Source organism: Ancylobacter sp., assembly GCF_965249975.1.
In the GTDB taxonomy this organism is placed as follows: domain Bacteria; phylum Pseudomonadota; class Alphaproteobacteria; order Rhizobiales; family Xanthobacteraceae; genus Ancylobacter.
Window position 1 is genome coordinate 712,355 of sequence record NZ_CBDFNE010000003.1, and the last position, 16,790, is coordinate 729,144.

General features: G+C 64.7%; 14 protein-coding genes. 4 read left to right on the forward strand and 10 right to left on the reverse strand.

Translation table 11 applies throughout. The features are described 5' to 3' along the window. Nucleotides 1-16 precede the first annotated feature (16 nt). From ACP2AH_RS03555 to ACP2AH_RS03565, 3 genes are read right to left on the reverse strand one after another with little or no spacing between them, the layout of a single operon-like run. On the reverse strand, nt 17-1,576 hold the full coding sequence (locus ACP2AH_RS03555; protein WP_425104522.1) for a type I restriction-modification system subunit M: 1,560 nt from the start codon (nt 1,574-1,576) through the stop codon (nt 17-19). Next, on the reverse strand, nt 1,563-3,935 hold the full coding sequence (gene hsdR / locus ACP2AH_RS03560) for an EcoAI/FtnUII family type I restriction enzme subunit R (RefSeq protein ID WP_425104523.1): 2,373 nt from the start codon (nt 3,933-3,935) through the stop codon (nt 1,563-1,565). The genes ACP2AH_RS03555 and hsdR overlap by 14 nt, the downstream gene beginning before the upstream one ends. Continuing rightward, the gene (locus tag ACP2AH_RS03565; protein ID WP_414668047.1) at nt 3,932-4,129 is read right to left on the reverse strand and encodes a helix-turn-helix domain-containing protein; all 198 of its coding nucleotides are present in this window, start codon (nt 4,127-4,129) and stop codon (nt 3,932-3,934) included. Before ACP2AH_RS03565 ends, hsdR begins: the two co-directional genes overlap by 4 nt. Nucleotides 4,130-4,422: 293 nt before the next feature. Between ACP2AH_RS03565 and ACP2AH_RS03570 the strand changes: the two genes are divergently transcribed. After that, entirely contained in the window at nt 4,423-5,211 is a 789-nt protein-coding gene (locus ACP2AH_RS03570; RefSeq protein ID WP_425104524.1) for a type IV toxin-antitoxin system AbiEi family antitoxin domain-containing protein, read from the forward strand. 5 nt (nt 5,212-5,216) lie between these two features. Continuing rightward, entirely contained in the window at nt 5,217-6,134 is a 918-nt protein-coding gene (locus ACP2AH_RS03575; RefSeq protein ID WP_425104722.1) for a nucleotidyl transferase AbiEii/AbiGii toxin family protein, read from the forward strand. A gap of 44 nt (nt 6,135-6,178) precedes the next feature. On the opposite strand, the gene ACP2AH_RS03580 is transcribed toward ACP2AH_RS03575, so the two are convergent. Both ACP2AH_RS03580 and ACP2AH_RS03585 read right to left on the reverse strand, forming a co-directional pair. Next, complete coding sequence (locus tag ACP2AH_RS03580) at nt 6,179-6,397, reverse strand: conjugal transfer protein TraD (RefSeq protein ID WP_421700659.1); 219 nt, start codon at nt 6,395-6,397, stop codon at nt 6,179-6,181. Nucleotide 6,398: 1 nt separating this feature from the next. Continuing rightward, nucleotides 6,399-6,725 carry a conjugal transfer protein TraD gene (locus ACP2AH_RS03585; protein ID WP_425104723.1) on the reverse strand — a complete coding sequence of 109 codons (327 nt, stop codon included), beginning with the start codon at nt 6,723-6,725 and terminating at the stop codon, nt 6,399-6,401. Nucleotides 6,726-6,896: 171 nt separating this feature from the next. On the opposite strand from ACP2AH_RS03585, the gene traA reads away from it, so the two are divergent. Further along, on the forward strand, nt 6,897-9,854 hold the full coding sequence (gene traA, locus ACP2AH_RS03590) for a Ti-type conjugative transfer relaxase TraA (protein ID WP_425104525.1): 2,958 nt from the start codon (nt 6,897-6,899) through the stop codon (nt 9,852-9,854). A gap of 129 nt (nt 9,855-9,983) precedes the next feature. Next, a complete protein-coding gene (locus ACP2AH_RS03595) occupies nt 9,984-10,184 on the forward strand; it encodes a helix-turn-helix transcriptional regulator (RefSeq protein ID WP_425104526.1) in 201 nt (66 codons plus the stop codon). Nucleotides 10,185-10,209: 25 nt separating this feature from the next. Here ACP2AH_RS03595 and ACP2AH_RS03600 read toward each other — a convergent pair whose 3' ends face one another. From ACP2AH_RS03600 to guaB, 5 genes are all read right to left on the reverse strand, one after another. Beyond that, entirely contained in the window at nt 10,210-11,559 is a 1,350-nt protein-coding gene (locus ACP2AH_RS03600; protein ID WP_425104527.1) for a tyrosine-type recombinase/integrase, read from the reverse strand. A 221-nt stretch (nt 11,560-11,780) separates the two neighbouring features. Then, complete coding sequence (gene guaA / locus ACP2AH_RS03605; RefSeq protein WP_425104724.1) at nt 11,781-13,361, reverse strand: glutamine-hydrolyzing GMP synthase; 1,581 nt, start codon at nt 13,359-13,361, stop codon at nt 11,781-11,783. Between the two features lie 54 nt (nt 13,362-13,415). Beyond that, nucleotides 13,416-14,738 carry an RsmB/NOP family class I SAM-dependent RNA methyltransferase gene (locus tag ACP2AH_RS03610; protein WP_425104528.1) on the reverse strand — a complete coding sequence of 441 codons (1,323 nt, stop codon included), beginning with the start codon at nt 14,736-14,738 and terminating at the stop codon, nt 13,416-13,418. 25 nt (nt 14,739-14,763) lie between these two features. Next, nucleotides 14,764-15,195, reverse strand: a complete 432-nt coding sequence (locus ACP2AH_RS03615; RefSeq protein ID WP_425104529.1) for an MAPEG family protein — start codon at nt 15,193-15,195, stop codon at nt 14,764-14,766. A gap of 45 nt (nt 15,196-15,240) precedes the next feature. After that, a complete protein-coding gene (gene guaB / locus ACP2AH_RS03620) occupies nt 15,241-16,731 on the reverse strand; it encodes an IMP dehydrogenase (protein ID WP_307020216.1) in 1,491 nt (496 codons plus the stop codon). Nucleotides 16,732-16,790: the final 59 nt, after the last annotated feature.

Below are 16,790 nucleotides of genomic sequence, written 5' to 3' on the forward strand. Positions count from 1 at the left end.
TTGGGCCACGCTGTCGTCATGCAGGCGACCCCAACGCCGTCTTGATTTCCCGCATCAACTCGGCGATTCGCAGTTCTTTCTTCAAGATGTCATCGGCAAGCTTCTCCGGCGGCAGATGCTCGAAGTCTACCTTCGCGCGTGGGTTCTTACGGTCAAGGTTGCAGGCAGCGTCCAACAACTCCTTGACCGGCACCTTCCACGCCTGATCGTTCTCCTCGCGTTTTGTCCACCACGCCATGCAACTCTTGAACTCGTCGAACTGCATGGGCTGGGTCTTGGTGTAATTCTTGCGCCCTTCGGGCAACGGCTGCTCGTAATACCAAACATCTTTAGTCGAACCAGATCGGTCGAAAAACAGGATGTTGGTTGGGATGGGCGTGTATGGAGAGAAAACGCCATTGGGCAGCCGCACAATGGTATGCAGGTTGAAGTCCTTGATAAGCTCTTCCTTGATGCGAGCACAAACACCATCGCCAAACAGTGTTCCATTCGGCACGACTACGGCAGCACGCGCTGGGCGGCCGCTTGAAGTCGGCTGGCGTTTGAGTTTGCGCATTATAAGTTGGAGGAACAGCAGCGTAGTTTCTGCCGTCTGACGGTCTTCGGGAAAGTTGCCCTGGATGCCCTTTTCCTCCTCTCCGCCGAAAGGCGGGTTGGTGATGATCACATCGACGCGCTCTTTTTCACCGATCTCGGAGAGCTTGAAGCGAAGCGCGTTGCCCGGGTCGATTTGCGGCGCGTCCAGCCCGTGCAGCAGCAGGTTCATCTGGCAGAGCAGATAAGGCAGGGACTTGGGTTCGCAGCCGGTGATGGTGTCGTTTTGCAGGCGCTTGCGGTCGGCGACGGTCTTCACCTGCTTTTCAAGGTGGTTGTACGTTTCCACCAGAAACCCGCCCGTGCCGCTCGCCGGATCGAGGACAGTTTCGCCGAGGCGCGGGTCGGTGACTTCCACCATGAAGCGGACGACGGAGCGCGGCGTATAGAACTCGCCGGAATCGCCCGCCGCGTCGCGCATTTCGCGGAGCATGGATTCGTAAAGCGCGCCGAGGGTGTGAAGCTCCTCCGACGACGTGAAATGAATCCCGCCAACCTTGTTGATGATGTCGCGAAGCAGATAGCCGCTCTTCATGCGGTTATCGACGCCCTTGAACACCATGGCGATCACGTCGCGGCGGTTGTCGCCGTTGGAGCTCGAGAGCGACCGCAGGTAGGCGAATAGGCCGGGGCCCTTCGTCCCATCCGCCCGCACGGCTTCGTCGGAATTGATGAAGGAAAGCAGTTCGTCGCCCGTGACGCCCTGCGGATCAGCGGCCCAATCGCGCCAGCGATACGGAGCCTCGATGGCGGCCCTGAACTTCTGGCCAGACAGCGCGGTTTCCTCCTCGCGCTGCTGCTCAAGGTCGTCGAGGAATTTGAGGAACATGATCCATGTCAGCAGCGGCAGGCGGTCGAGGTCGCCGTTCAGCCCCTTGTCCTTGCGCATGATGTCACGCGCAGACTTGAGGAGGCTCCCGAGCATCTGGGAGGTCGTCATTGGTGCGGCGTCTGAGCCGTTCTTCTTTTTAGTTCGTGCCATAGAGCAGTCCTTGCAGGTCGGTCACGGCCCGGCGAAGCTCGTCGGGGCCACCGAATAGCTTGATGATTTCGGCGGGCTGGCCGTGGGTTGAGATGGGCGGAACCTTGAGCACGTCCGGCAAGACAAACTGAGCGTCGCCATGTTCCGCATATTTTTCCAGAAGCTCGTCGAGCACCTGGCGCGCCTCGGGGGAGAACTTCTCGAAATAGTCCTTGCGCTCGGCCTTGAGGCTCTGCGCTCGTTCGCGCCGGGTGCGAAGCGGCGCGTTGAAGGCGAGATGGCATAGGAGGTCGAAGGGGTCGGCATCAGTCTGGCCCGTCTGTTCGGCCAGCACGTCGAAATCGATCCCGCGCTCGGTCAGGGCAGCGATGATCTCGCTACGCTGGTCCGCGTCCGCCCACCGCCTGCGAAGCTCGGCGGAGGTCGGAGCCAATGACCGCACGCTTTCGGCAGCATAGTCAGTGTATTTGACGACGCGAAGCTGCTTGCCGTTCGGATCAAGCTCGTGGACCAGATGGGCCACGACTTCGACTTTGCCGCCGTCGAAATAGAATTTGCGCGGCTCGCCGGTCGGCGGTTCGATCACGCCGGGTTCGCCTTCCTCTGGCGGGGCGGGCTCCGGCTCCTGCCCTTCGGGAATGATCTCCGTCGTTGCCGTGGTCTCGCCGTCGTCGTTGACTTCTTCTTCCGTGATCCGAGCCGGATCGCCGTCGAAATCCGGGTCAGCGAACATGCGGGTGGCCGAGCCGGTGTAGTCGAGGATGTTGAACCACAGCTTGCCGTAATCGTCGCGCAGGCGCGTGCCGCGTCCGATGATCTGCTTGAACTCGCTCATGGACCCGACAACGCGCGCCAGCACGACATTCTTGCAGGTGGGCGCATCGACGCCGGTCGTCAGAAGCTGCGACGACGTGAGGATAACCGGCGTTTTGGTTTCGAGGTCCTGGAACTTGGACAGGTGGCCGCGCCCGATGGCGCCCTCGTCGGCGGTGACGCGCGCCACATAGTCGGGATACTGCGCCACAAGGTCGGCATTGAGGTTGACCAGCGCCTGCCGCATTTCCGAGGCGTGTTCCTGATCGACGCAGAACACGATGGTCTTGGCGAAACGGTCGGTCTTCTTGAGAAAGTCGGACAGGTGGCGTGCGATCGCCTCCGTCCGGGCACGCAAGGCTATGGTCCGCTCGAAGTCCTTGGTCTGGTACTCGTCATCCGGGATCGTCCGGCCGAAGCGGTCAACCTCGTCCCTGCTCGGCCGCCATCCGGCCGCGTCCCATTGTGTAACAACACGATGAACGCGATAAGGCGCGAGAAAGCCATCGTCGATGCCCTGCCGCAGGCTGTATTCATAGATCGGATTGCCGAAATAGAGGTAGGTGTCGCGGTTGTCTTCGCGCAGGGGCGTAGCTGTCATGCCAAGCTGGTAGGCGGGCTTGAAATGCTCAAGGATGACGCGCCATGAACTATCATCCCGCGCGCTTCCCCGGTGACACTCATCGACAATGATGAGGTCGAAGAAGTCCGGCGGATAGTCGCGAAAAAGCCCTGCGCGGCGCTCGTCCTCTGCAAGCGCCTGATAGATGGCGAAATACATTTCCCGGCTTTTGACGATTTCACCAGATTCGATCTTGTGGCGAGCATCCCCGAAAGGGGTGAAGGTCTTGTCCTTCGGATCGTCGATGAGGATGTTGCGATCCGCGAGGAACAGGATGCGCGGCTTGCGATACTCCCCGGTCGTGTTCCAGCGGCTCGACCAGAGCTTCCAGCAAATCTGGAAGGCCACGATGGTCTTGCCCGTTCCTGTCGCCATCGTGAGAAGCAGGCGCTTCTTTCCGGCAAGGATGGCTTCGACCGTGCGGTTGATGGCGATCTGCTGGTAGTATCTCGGCGGCTTGCCGCCGACCGTATTGTAGGGGGCAATCAGGTGTTCGGCGCGCTCGGGCGTGTCGATCCCGCTGCCCGCCTGATAGCGCCGCCAAAGGTCGTCGGGCGCGGGGAAGTCGGCGACGCGCGTTTCCGTCCCCTTGAAATAGTCGATCTCGATGATTTCGGCGCCGTTGGTGGCGTAGGCATATTTGAGGCCGAGGATTTCCGCATAGTCGCGGGCCTGCTGCACGGCATCGGTCGCGGATTTGTAGCCGGCCTTCGCCTCGACCACGGCGAGCGGAAAGTCCCGCGTGTAGCGCAGCAGGTAGTCCACCCGCTTGGGCGGCTTGCGGACGAAGCCCTTGCCCACGGGAATGACGCGACCATCCGTGATGGTGCGCTGCTCGGCGATGGAATGGGGTTCATTATCCCACCCCGCCGATTGCAGCTTGGGCACGACGAATTTTCGGCAGGTATCGGCTTCGTTCGTCATGCGCCCCCGCTGCCCCCCTGCTGTTCCTCGACCTTACGCTTTATCCAGTTTGCGATTTCCTGCCGCTGGAATCGCCACGATCCGCCGACCTTGAAGCCAGGAATCTTGCCTGCCGAGGCGAGCTTGTAGGCGGTCTTCTCATTGATCTTGAGAAGTTCCGCCACCTCCCGGATCGTCAGGATTTCGTCGCCCATGCGCCCACCGTGACTCGTAGTTGGGGAAGTTTATAGAAGATCGGAGAAAATCAGGGAAGATAGCGGCAGCTCCCCATCCTGGGGCGAGCAGCGGCGGTTGGGCCGGGGCTGCCGCAGCATCACGTTGAAAATTCCGCTCTGAAAACGGGGCTTTAAGGATGGTCCGATGTAGGCGGCCACCTCATCGATTTTGATGGGTGGTTTGTCAGGTTCATGAAACGCTAAGCGAGCCTTTGCGAATCGCGAAGAGTGCGAACTCGACATCGGTTTGCAAATCAGCCAAAATACCGAGCATGAATATGCGTTCTGGCGGAAAGTTAAACCGACTCCAGCAGGAGCTCCCCGAAGGGCTCCTGGCCGATGCCGCCTGGATGGAAGCCCACGACTATTCGTCGGCGCTGCGCAGCCAGTATGTTCGCGCGGGCTGGCTCGATAGCCCGGCCCGGCGGGTCTATCGCCGGTCGCGCACGCCACTCACCTGGCAGCAGGTGGCCGTCTCACTCCAGACGGTGCTGGGCCTTCCGTTGACGGTCGGCGGGCGTACCGCGCTCGAACAGCAGGGTTACGCCCACTACCTTTCGACAGCAGTGCGCGAGGTTCACCTCTACGGGCCGAAGCGCCCGCCAACCTGGCTGGCGGGCCTGCCGCTCGACGTGACCTTTCATTGGCACAACAGCCTGCGGCTGTTTCCCCGCGGCGCCGATGCACCGCCCGAGTCAAACCCGGTCATGGTCAGCGCCGGCGGCCTGACCTTACCTGTCCGCTATTCCGGCAAGGAGCGGGCCATTCTCGAATTGCTCGACGGACTGCCCGAGCATGAGAGTTTTCATCAGGCCGACGCCTTGATGGAGGGGCTGAGCGATCTGAGCCCACGCCGTTTGCAAGCCCTACTGGAGGCTTGCGCCAGCGTGAAGGTGAAGCGGCTTTTTCTCTACTTCGCCGACCGCCACCGCCATGCGTGGCGATCCCGGCTCGATGTATCCCGCGTCGATCTGGGTTCGGGCAAGCGCGTCCTCGCTAAAGGCGGCAAGCTCGATCCGCGCTACAACATCACCGTGCCGTCCGATCTTGGAGGTCCGTGAAGTTCATGGCCTTCCTGGACGCATATCGGCAGCAGGTCGCCCTGCTCATTCGCGTCCTTCCTTTCGTGGCGGAGGAGCGGGCTTTCGCGCTCAAGGGCGGCACCGCGATCAACCTGTTCGTGCGCGACATGCCGCGCCTCTCCGTGGACATCGACCTGACCTATCTGCCGGTCGAAGACCGGGCCACATCGCTCGCGGCAATCAACGCCGCCATGCTGGGGATCAAGGAACGGATCGAGCGGGGCATCCCTGTCGCGCGAGTCAATGCTTCGCGTTCCGCCGACGAGAATATCGTCACCAAGCTGATCGTTCGGGCGAGCGGCGTGCAGATCAAGATCGAGGTGACGCCAGTGCTCCGCGGTGCGGTCTATGATCCCATCGTAATGAGTGTGGTGCCCGTTGTCGAAGACGCCTTCGGCTTCGCCGAAATGCAGGTCGTGTCATTCGCCGACCTCTACGCGGGCAAGATCGTGGCGGCCTTCGACCGCCAGCACCCGCGCGACCTCTTCGACGTGCGCAGCCTCTTGGCAAACGAGGGCGTCGGCGACGAGTTGCGCCGCGCTTTTCTGGTCTACCTCATCAGTCACAACCGTCCGATGGCCGAAGTTCTCGCCCCGACCCGCAAGCCGCTGGGCGAAGAGTTCGCGCGGGGCTTCGCCGGCATGACTCAGGAGCCTGTCGCGCTCGCGGCCCTTGAGGCCGCGCGGGAGGCGATCATCGCCGCGATGGTCGCCGACATGCCGGAAGATCACCGGCGCTTCCTTGCCGGCTTCAAGCGCGGCGAACCGGATTGGGCACTTCTCGCGATACCGGAGGCGCAGCATTTGCCCGCCGTCATGTGGAAACAGCGCAACCTCGCCCAGCTGCCCGATGCCAAACGGCGCGAACTGGTCGATGCATTGGAGCGCGTTCTCTTTCCCTGACCTCAATGCCATCGAAGGGGCGGGTCCTTCGGCGGTGCTGATGCTCAGTTATCCTCGAACGCCTGCTTTCCCTTCGCAACCCACAGCGCCAGCGCCTTGTCGCGCTCTTCGCTTCGGAGCTTGTCGGCCATCCAGAGCAGTGCGCCGTAGATCATGGCGCGATCATCGCCGGTCAGGTCCACGATCCCGGCCTTAACCACGAGGCCGCCGAGTTCGATCAGATGCCGCGTCCGCCTGCGACGCTCGACCTGCCAGGTGCGCATATCATTCCGCGCCCGCGCTCCCTGATGCCGGTTGCGCGCCGCCCGGTTGCGGTTGAGCGCCACCAACGTCGCGGTCAGACGCTGATGCAGTTCGGCGTGTCCGCCCCGGAAAGAACGCGGCGCCACGCTTCGCCCATGCCTCCCTCTTTCCGGCGTCCTTGGTTTCGGCCAGCACGATCAGCGCGCCCGCCAGTTCGTCGGCGGTCAGCGCGTCGGCTCCTGTGGAGATGACCAACTCGCCGAGTTGCTGCACTTTGCGGGCTTTCAAGTCCCGCGCCTTCTCTTCCAGCGATTTCAGTTCTGCATCGAAGTCCCGTGGTTTGCGCATCATCGTCTCCATAAGCTGTCGATGGAGCGATGATAGTTGAGCGCCTGCCGAAATGCTTTAAGGGTGACGGGACGGCCTGGAACGGCGCGATCGGTCCCGAGAAATTAGTTTCGAGGGCGCGCTTATACGTCGTTCCGACGCGCGCTTCGCCGTGGTGATGTTCGGATCGCGATGGCGATCTATCATCTTCACGTCAAGGTCATTGGCCGCAAGGCCGGCTCCAGCGCGGTGGCGTCCGCAGCTTACCGCTCGGCCTCGCGGCTGCGCGACGCGCGGATTGATCGCGTTCAGGACTTCTCGTCGAAGCGCGGTGTCGTGCACTCAGAGGTGTTGCTGCCCGACGGGGCGCCCGAGATGTGGCGCGACCGCGAGCGGCTGTGGAACGATGTCGAAGCCTTCGAGGTGAGGAAGGACGCCCAGCTCGCCCGCGAGGTCGAGTTTGCCCTGCCGCGCGAGATGAGTCAGGCGCAGGGGATCGCGCTCGCCCGTGACTTCGTCGAGGCGGAGTTCGTCGATCTCGGAATGGTCGCCGACCTCAATGTGCATCGGGATATTGGCGGGGACGGCATGGCCAAGCCCCATGCCCATGTCATGCTCACGATGCGCTCGGTTGACGAGGACGGTTTCGGCCCGAAGGTGCGGGAATGGAATGCGACCCAGATGGTGGAGCGCTGGCGCGCACGCTGGGCGGAGCTTGCCAATGAGCGGTTGGCCGACCTCGATATCGACGCGCGGATTGATCATCGCAGCCTGGAGGCTCAGGGCATCGCGCTGGAGCCGCAGAGCCAGATCGGTGCACCCGCGCAACGCATCGAGGGAGAGGGGATCGAGGCCGCCGATCGTGCTGAGGTTCATCGCGAGATCGCGCGCGGCAATGGCGCGCGGATCATCGCCGATCCGGCGCTGGCACTGGATGCCATCACCCACCAGCAATCGACCTTTACCCGGCGGGACATGGCTCGGTTCGCCCACCGCCACAGTGACGGCATGGAGCAGTTCAACGAGGTAATGGGCGCGATGGGCCGCGCGCCCGATCTCGTCGAGCTCGGCAAGAACGGACGCGGCGAGGACCGCTTCACCACCCGCCAGATGATCGAAGCCGAGCAGCGTCTGCACAGGGCTGCCGGTCTCATGGCGGAACGCGAACGCCATGCCGTAAAGGATACAGAGAGGGAGGCGGCTCTTCAGCGTGCTGAGCAGCGTGGCCTTGTTCTCTCCGGTGAGCAGTCTAACGCTCTGGCGCACATCACCGGCACGCACGATCTCGGCATCGTCGTCGGTTATGCCGGGACGGGGAAGAGCGCCATGCTGGGTGTCGCGCGTGAGGCCTGGGAGGCGGCGGGCCTGGAGGTTCGCGGCGTCGCGCTATCCGGCATCGCGGCGGAAAATCTGGAGGGCGGATCGGGTATCACGTCCCGAACGATCGCCAGCCTCGAACATGGCTGGGGGCAAGGCCGGGATCTGCTCACCTCACGCGATGTTCTGGTGATTGACGAGGCCGGCATGGTCGGCACGCGCCAGTTGGAGCGCGTGCTCTCCCATGCCGCTGATGTTGGCGCCAAGGTGGTACTGGTTGGCGATCCGCAGCAACTGCAATCGATCGAGGCGGGCGCCGCCTTCCGCTCGCTTGTTGAGCGTCACGGCGGCGCCGAGATCGGCGAGGTGCGCCGCCAGCGCGCGGACTGGCAGCGCGACGCCACGCGCAATCTGGCGACCGGTCGGATCGGCGATGCGATTCATACCTATGAGAGGAACGGCATGGTCCATGCCGCTCAGACGCGGGAGCAGGCGCGGGGCGAGCTGATCGAACGTTGGGACCGTGACCGGCAGGTCGCGCCTGATCGCAGCCGCATCATCCTCACCCACACCAATGACGAGGTGCGCGCCCTCAACCAGGCCGCCCGCGAGCGGATGCGGGAGGCGGGCGATCTCGGCGAGGAAGTGCAAGTCATCGTGGAGCGGGGAGAGCGTTCCTTCGCCAGTGGCGACCGTGTGATGTTCCTGCAGAACGAGCGCGGGCTCGGGGTGAAAAACGGCACGCTCGGCACCATCGAAGAGGTCAGCGCGCAGTCCATGTCCGTGCGTATTGATGATGGCCGATCCGTCGCCTTCGACTTGAAGGACTACGACCGCATCGACCATGGCTATGCCGCCACCATCCACAAGGCGCAGGGCATGACCGTGGACCGCACCCATGTGTTGGCAACGCCCGGCATGGATGCCCATGCCAGCTATGTCGCGCTATCGCGCCACCGCGACGGGATGGAGCTGCACTTTGGCCGCGACGACTTCGCGGATAGGGACCGGCTGGTGCGCACCCTGTCGCGTGACCGGGCCAAGGACATGGCGTCGGACTATGCGCGCTCCGATCCGGCGCAGGACTATGCCGAGCGGCGCGGCATCACCTTCCGCCAGCGTGTCGTCGAGATGATGCGGAAGGTTCCGGAGAAGCTGCGCGACCTCGTCGACGCGCTCAGGCCGTCCGTAGACATGGCACAGGAAGCACCAGCTCTGCGCGAAGAGCTCGGGAACAGAGCCGGGCCGCTCGCGAAGGAGCCTCCCGAGGATCCGGAGGCGGTGCTGCGGCAGGCGCGAACCCGCGCTCTCGTCAGGCATGCCCGCGCGTGGGACGCGATCCTCTCTACGGCCGACGCGACCGGCCAGGGGACGCCCGAGCAGATTCGCGAACTCTCTGACGCCCGCAAGGCCTTCGAGGAGCTACGCCCTCATGGCTGGCGGGACGCGGAAGCGGCCTACGAGAAGAACCCGGAGCTGGTGCACGAGGCGGCCGGCGGCAAGCTCAATCGCACCATTCGCGCCCTCCAGCTTGAAACGGAAATCCGCACCGATCCGGAGCGCCGCGCCGGTCAATTTGTCGAGCGCTGGAAGAAGCTCGACCAGCAGCGTCAACGCCAGTACAGCGACGGCGATTACTCCGGCTACAAGGCCACCCGCGTCCAGATGGGCGACATGGCGCGGAGCCTGGAGCGCGACCCGCAGCTCGAATCCCTGCTCGCCACGCGCAAGAAAGAACTGGGCATCAGTGCCGAGACCGGCCGCAGTCTTGGTCGCGAGCTCGCCTTCAGCCACGGCATCGACTTTGACCGCAGTCGTGGCCTCGGGCTTTAAAACCGTCCGATGTGCCGCCGCCGGTTCGCCAGGCCGCACCGGCGCCGTTCATCCTCTTGCCGGTCGGCGGCCCGATGCCTTGTCTTGCTCAAGCGCCCTCAGGCGCATCCAGCAGGAGGCAGCACCGCCATGCAGACACCAGAGCGTATCATCCGCCTCAAGACCGTCCTTACCCGCACTGGCCTGTCCCGTTCCACCATCTACCGCAAGATCGCCGAGGGGACGTTTCCCGCCCAGCTCAGGATCAGCACAAACGGCGCGGGCTGGCGGGAAACCGATATCAACCGATGGGTCGCGGATCCACCCCGTTGGCGGGCCACTAATGACTGACAAAATGGATGGCGAAGAATCTCGCTCAGAGATCATCATCCAATGCGTCATCGCGCACCTCAGCGGCGCGCTGTTTTGCGGCGGCGATCAGATCCCTCGCGGATCGCCCGTCTACCCAAGCGTCGAGCATGTCAGCCCAGCACTGGAGCATGATCTTCCGCTCAGCGAGATAACGGTTCACGTTGTAGACGGCCGCGATCCGGTTGCGGGGCGCGTGGGCCAAGCTCATCTCGATCCAGCGATCATCGAACTTGGCGCGGTTCAGGCCGGTCGAAAACGTTCGACGCAGGTCGTGAACACCGAAGCTCTGAAAATCCGGATCATCCTCGCGGATGCGCTCTACCACCGTGTCGATCACGCGGTTGAGCGTGGCGTTGCTGATGGGCGTGTCGCCGTCGTACCGGCCGGGATGCAGGTATCGGCTGGCGCCGAACATGGTGCGGAACGCCGTCAGGATGTCGAGCGCCTGATCGCTCAGCGGGACGACATGCGCCTTGCCGGCCTTCATGCGCTCGGCCGGGATCGTCCAGCGCGCGGCGGCGAAGTCGATTTCCTTCCATGTGGCGTCGATGAACTCCGACTTGCGGACGCCGGTCAACAGGACGAACTTCACCGCTGAGCGCAGCGTGGGCGCCGCCGCCACATGATCCAGAGCAGTCAGGACCGCGCGGACCTCAGACGGCGATAGGGCGCGCTCGCGCGGCTCGAAGGTGGCGATGGCGCTGGTACGGATCGACTCGGCCGGGTTGCTCACGTCCAGTCCGCTTCCCTGGGCATGGCGGAACACCAGCAACACGACCTCGCGGACATGCACGGCGACGGCCGGCCCGCGCTTCTCCTTGACCTCGTCGCACAGGCGTTTGAGACGCTGCGGCGTCACCTCCCCCAGCTTGAGCTTCGACAACTCTCCCGCGATAGCGCGATCATAGACCGAGCGGCGCATGGCCAGTGTGCTGTCAGCCAGTTTCTCGGCCCCTGACTTGGGATCGGCCTTATGCTTGAAATAGGCTTCCGCCCACCCGCCAAACGTCAAAGCCTCGGCTGACGCGGTGCGCTTCTCTACCTTGGCTTTCGACGGCGACTCGCCCCGCTCGACCTGACGTCGAGCCCGAGCCAGCAGCGACCTTGCCTCCGCAAGCGACACCTCCATGCCGTATTCCAGCGCGTCGGGCGCCCGTGTCAGCTTGCGCGCCGCCTCGGCGCTATATCGGCCGATGGTCAACACCTCCTGCCGCCCGTTCACCCGATACTGATACCGGAACGAAACGACCCCGGTCGGGGTGACGGCCGCATACATCCCGTCGCGGTCCGTCACCTTGTAGAGCTTGGCCCTCGGCTTCAGATTTTTCAGTTCTTTATCAGTGAGTTCGCTCATAAATCCGCATCCGGTCGGGGGGCGAACGGATACCATCAACAGGCGCTGTTGGTACCGGAAGCCCGTTTCTCGACCATCCTGCGCCATACCAACATCGGTACCAACAAAGTGGTCCGGCTGGGGTGACATGCAGTGATACGGGGTAGGAAGAAAAATCGTTGTTAGCCAGAGGGTTGGTGCGATTTCCGGCACGGCGCGGGATGGTCTGAAACCACCCTAGTTCACTCCCACTCGATGGTCCCGGGCGGCTTCGAGGTCACGTCGTAGACCACGCGGTTGACGCCCTTGACCTCGTTGACGATGCGGGTGGCGACCCGGCCGAGGAAGGCCATGTCGAACGGGTAGAAATCCGCCGTCATGCCGTCGACCGAGGTCACGGCGCGCAGGCCGACCACATAGTCATAGGTGCGGAAATCGCCCATCACGCCCACGGTCTTCACCGGCAGAATGACGGCGAAAGCCTGCCAGATTTCCTCGTAAAGCCCATGGCGGCGGATCTCTTCGAGGTAGATTTCATCGGCGAGGCGCAGGATGTCGAGCTTCTCGCGGGTGATCTCGCCGGGGCAGCGAATGGCGAGGCCCGGTCCTGGGAAGGGGTGGCGGCCCACGAACACGTCCGGCAGGCCGAGTTCGCGGCCGAGCGCCCGCACCTCGTCCTTGAACAGTTCGCGCAGCGGCTCCACCAGCTTCATGTTCATGCGCGCGGGCAAGCCGCCGACATTGTGGTGGCTCTTGATCGTCACCGAGGGGCCGCCGGTGAAGGAGACGGACTCGATCACGTCAGGATAGAGCGTGCCCTGGGCGAGGAAGGCGGCGCCGCCGACCTTCTTCGCTTCCGCCTCGAACACGTCGATGAACAGCTTGCCGATGGTCTTGCGCTTCACCTCGGGGTCGGTGACGCCTTCCAGCGCGCCGAGGAACATCTCGGAGGCATCCACATGCACCAGCGGGATGTTGTAGGCGTCGCGGAACAGCGTAACCACCTTCTGCGCCTCGCCGAGGCGCAGAAGCCCGTGATCGACGAAGACACAGGTGAGCTGGTCGCCGATCGCCTCATGGATCAGCACCGCCGCCACCGAGGAATCGACGCCGCCGGAAAGGCCGCAGATCACCTTCTCCGACCCCACCTGCTCGCGGATGCGGCGGATGGATTCCTCGCGATAGGCCCGCATGCCCCAGTCGCCGCGGGCGCCGGCGATCTTGCGAACGAAATTGCGGATCAGCGCCGCGCCATGCGGCGTGTGCACCACTTCCGGGTGGAACATGGTGGTGTAGATGCGCCGCTCTTCATTCACCGCCACGGCGAAGGGCGCATTCTCGGACGTTGCCACCACCTCGAACCCTTCCGGCAGGCGGGTCACGCGGTCGCCATGGCTCATCCACACGGGATAGCGCTCGCCCACGTCCCACACGCCGTCATAGAGCGCGCTGGGCTTGTGCACCGTCACCTCGGCGCGGCCGAATTCGGCGGCGTGGCCGCCCTCCACCTCGCCGCCCAGCTGGAGCGCGCAGGTCTGCTGGCCGTAGCAGATGGCGAAGATCGGCACGCCGAGGTCGAACGCCTCCTGCGGGGCGCGCGGGCTGCCTTCGTCCATCACCGAGGCCGGGCCACCGGAGAAGATGATGCCCACCGGCTTGAGCCGCCGCACCGCTTCCGCCGCGCTCTGGAACGGCACGATCTCGGAATAGACCCCCTCCTCGCGCACGCGGCGGGCGATGAGCTGCGTGACCTGCGAGCCAAAATCGATGATGAGGATGGTGTCGTGCTCGGCGGTGGCGGCGGTCGGGTCAAACTGGGTCATGGCGGGCTCTGTCTCGTGGCTCTCGGCGGCGCGGGCGGTCTCGGTGGCGTTCATTTATCCGGCTTGGTCGGCACGCACCATCAGGCTGATGAAGAAGCCGTCCGTGCCGGTGCGGCGTGGGGTCAGCAGCAGGCCCTCGGGCCGCTCCAGCGCGGCGGCGCGCAGCGTGATGCCGCGCTCGCCGAGCGCCAGCGCGGCTTCCGCCGGCGGCAGGAGGTGGAACCCGGCATGGCGGGCGAGGAAGCCCCGCACCTGGTCGACATTCTCTTCGTCCAGCAGCGAGCAGGTGACATAGGCCAGCCGCCCGCCAAGCTTCACATAGTGGGCGGCGGTATCGAGGATCGCGGCCTGCTCCTTCACCCGCTCTGCCAGCGCGCCGGGGCGCATACGCCATTTCGCATCCGGGTTGCGGCGCCAGGTGCCCGTGCCGGTGCAGGGCGCATCGACCAGAACGAGGTCCATGCGGCCGGCAAGGTCTTCCAGCACATCCGCCTTGCCGCGCGGCGAGCGGACCTGAACATTATGGGCGCCGGCGCGCTGCACCCGCTCATGGATCGGCGCGAGGCGGCGCAGATCGTCGTCATAGGCGTAGAGCTGGCCGGCACCATCCATCAGCGCGGCGAGTTCCAGCGTCTTGCCGCCACCGCCGGCACACAAATCCAGCACCTGCCCGCCGCGCGGCGGGGCGGCGAGAATGGCAGCGATCTGCGAGCCTTCGTCCTGTATCTCCACCAGCCCCTTTAGATAGGCCGGTTCGGAGGTCAGCGGAGGCGCCTTGCCGTCGGCCTCCAGCGCGATGCGCAGAGCGAGCGGCGACCAGGCGCCGGGAGTCGGCGCCAGATGGGCGATGAGTTCGCTCGCCTTCTCCACATCGCCCTTCAACGAATTGACCCGCAGGTCGAGCGGGGCACGCTCGGCAAGCGCCGCGCCCTCCTCGGCACGCGCTTCGCCGAACACGGCGGCGAGCGGGGCGTCGAGCCATTCCGGGTAATCGCCGCGCACCGGCGCAGGCGCGTCGTCGAGGTTTGCCTGCGAAAGGCGCTGATGCTCGGCCTCGCTCAGCGGCGCGGGGGCGAAGCGCCCGCCGTCGCACAACGCGGCGATGGCGTCGACATCGAGGCCGCGCGCCACCTTCAGCATGCCGAGAACCAGCCCGCGCGAGGTCTCCTCGCCGACACGTTCGCCCATGATCCAGGCGGCGGAGGCGCGGCGGCGCAGCGTGTCGTAGACCAGCGAGGCCAGCGCCGCGCGGTCGCCCGAGCCGGCGAAGCGGTGGCTGCGGCCCCAATCCTTCAGCACGTCGGCGGCCGGACGGCGTTCGGCGAGGATCGTGCCGATCACCTCGATGGCGGCGGAAAGCCTGGCAGCCGGCGTCATGTCAACTCCACAATAAACAAAGGCGTCACGGCAGCGCCGGCGCCAGCAGGATCGCCAGCGCGAACAGCACCCACATCGCCAGCAGCACCAGCGCACCGAAGGCAAAGGCGCCGAAGCGCCAGCCAATGTGATTGCTGGTCACATAGACATAGGCGTGGACGATGCGGCTGATGGCGAACAGCCACGCCAGCACGAGAAAAAGGTCGCTCGCCTGGCGCGTCAGCAGCGCCAGAACCACCAGGACATAGAACAGCACCGGCAGTTCGAACTGGTTGCGGAAGCAGTTGCTGGCCTGCCGCACAATCGGCGGCCAGCCCGTGTCGCCCAGCACCACCTCCTCGCGCACCAAGCCGCCGGCCCGGATGGCTTTGAGACGCACCGCCCCCAGCCGGAACAGCACGGCGAAGGTAAGGGCGACCTGTACGAACACGGGCAACAGCGTGGCAGTGACGTACATGGATCAGCCCTCCCTCATCGGTGCGGCGCCGGCCAAAGCCGACGCTCAGACGGCCCCCGGATAGTTCGGGCTCTCGCGGGTGATGGTCACGTCGTGCACATGGCTCTCGCGCAGCGAAGCGCCGGAGATGCGCACGAACTGCGCCTTCTCGCGGAAATCCTGTAGCGTGGCGCCACCGACATAGCCCATGGCGGCGCGCAGACCACCGGCGAGCTGGTGCAGAACGCCGCCCACCGGCCCCTTATAGGCCACCTGACCCTCGATGCCTTCCGGCACCAGCTTCAGCGTGTCCTTTACCTCCGCCTGGAAATAGCGGTCGGCCGAGCCGCGCGCCATGGCACCCACCGAGCCCATGCCGCGATACGACTTATAGGAGCGGCCCTGGTAGAGATAAACTTCGCCCGGGCTCTCATCCGTGCCGGCCAGCAGCGAGCCGATCATCGCGCAATCCGCGCCGGCGGCCAGTGCCTTGGCGAGATCGCCGGAGAACTTGATGCCGCCATCGGCGATCACGGGCACATCGCTCTTCTTCGCGGCTTCTACCGCGTCAAGGATGGCGGTGAGCTGGGGCACGCCGACACCGGCGACGATGCGGGTGGTGCAGATCGATCCCGGACCGATGCCGACCTTGATCGCGTCGGCGCCGGCGTCGATCAGCGCCTGCGTCGCCTCGGCGGTGGCGACATTGCCGGCGAGGATCTGCACGCTGTTGGACAGCGTCTTGATGCGGCTGACTTGGTCGAGCACCTTGCGGGAATGGCCGTGCGCGGTGTCGACCACGACGAGATCGACGCCGGCCTCGATCAGCAATTCGGCGCGGCGATAGCCGTCCTCGCCCACCGTGGTGGCGGCGCCGACGCGCAGGCGGCCCTGCTCGTCCTTGGCGGCATTGGGGTTGGTGACGGCCTTTTCCATGTCCTTGACGGTGATCAGGCCGACGCACCGGCCTTCATCGTCCACCACCAGCAGCTTCTCGATGCGGTAGCTGTGCAGCAGGCGCTTGGCCTCGGCCTGATCGACGCCTTCGCGCACGGTGATCAACCGTTCCTTGGTCATCAGCTCGGAAATCGGCTGCGCCGGATTGGTGGCGAAGCGCACGTCGCGGTTGGTGAGAATGCCCACCAGCTTGCCGCCGCGCCCGTTCGGGCCGCGCTCGACCACCGGGATGCCGGAAATGCCGTGGTTCTTCATCAGCGCCAGCGCATCGGCCAGCGGCTGGTCGGGATGAATGGTGACGGGGTTCACCACCATGCCGCTCTCGAACTTCTTGACGAGGCGCACATGCTCCGCCTGTACCTCGGGATCGAGGTTGCGGTGAATGACGCCGAGGCCGCCGGCCTGCGCCATGGCGATGGCGAGCCGCCATTCGGTAACGGTGTCCATGGCCGAGGACAGGATCGGGATATTGAGCGAGATGTTCCGCGTCACCCGCGAGCGAATATCGACTTCGCCCGGCATGACATCGGACAGGCCGGGCTTCAGCAGCACGTCGTCGAAGGTGAGCGCTTCCCGCGCGAGGCCGTCATAGACCGACATCGCCAACTCCCGATTAGGGGCAAGGGGAACACGGCTCCCGACCCGCCCGATGGATGGAT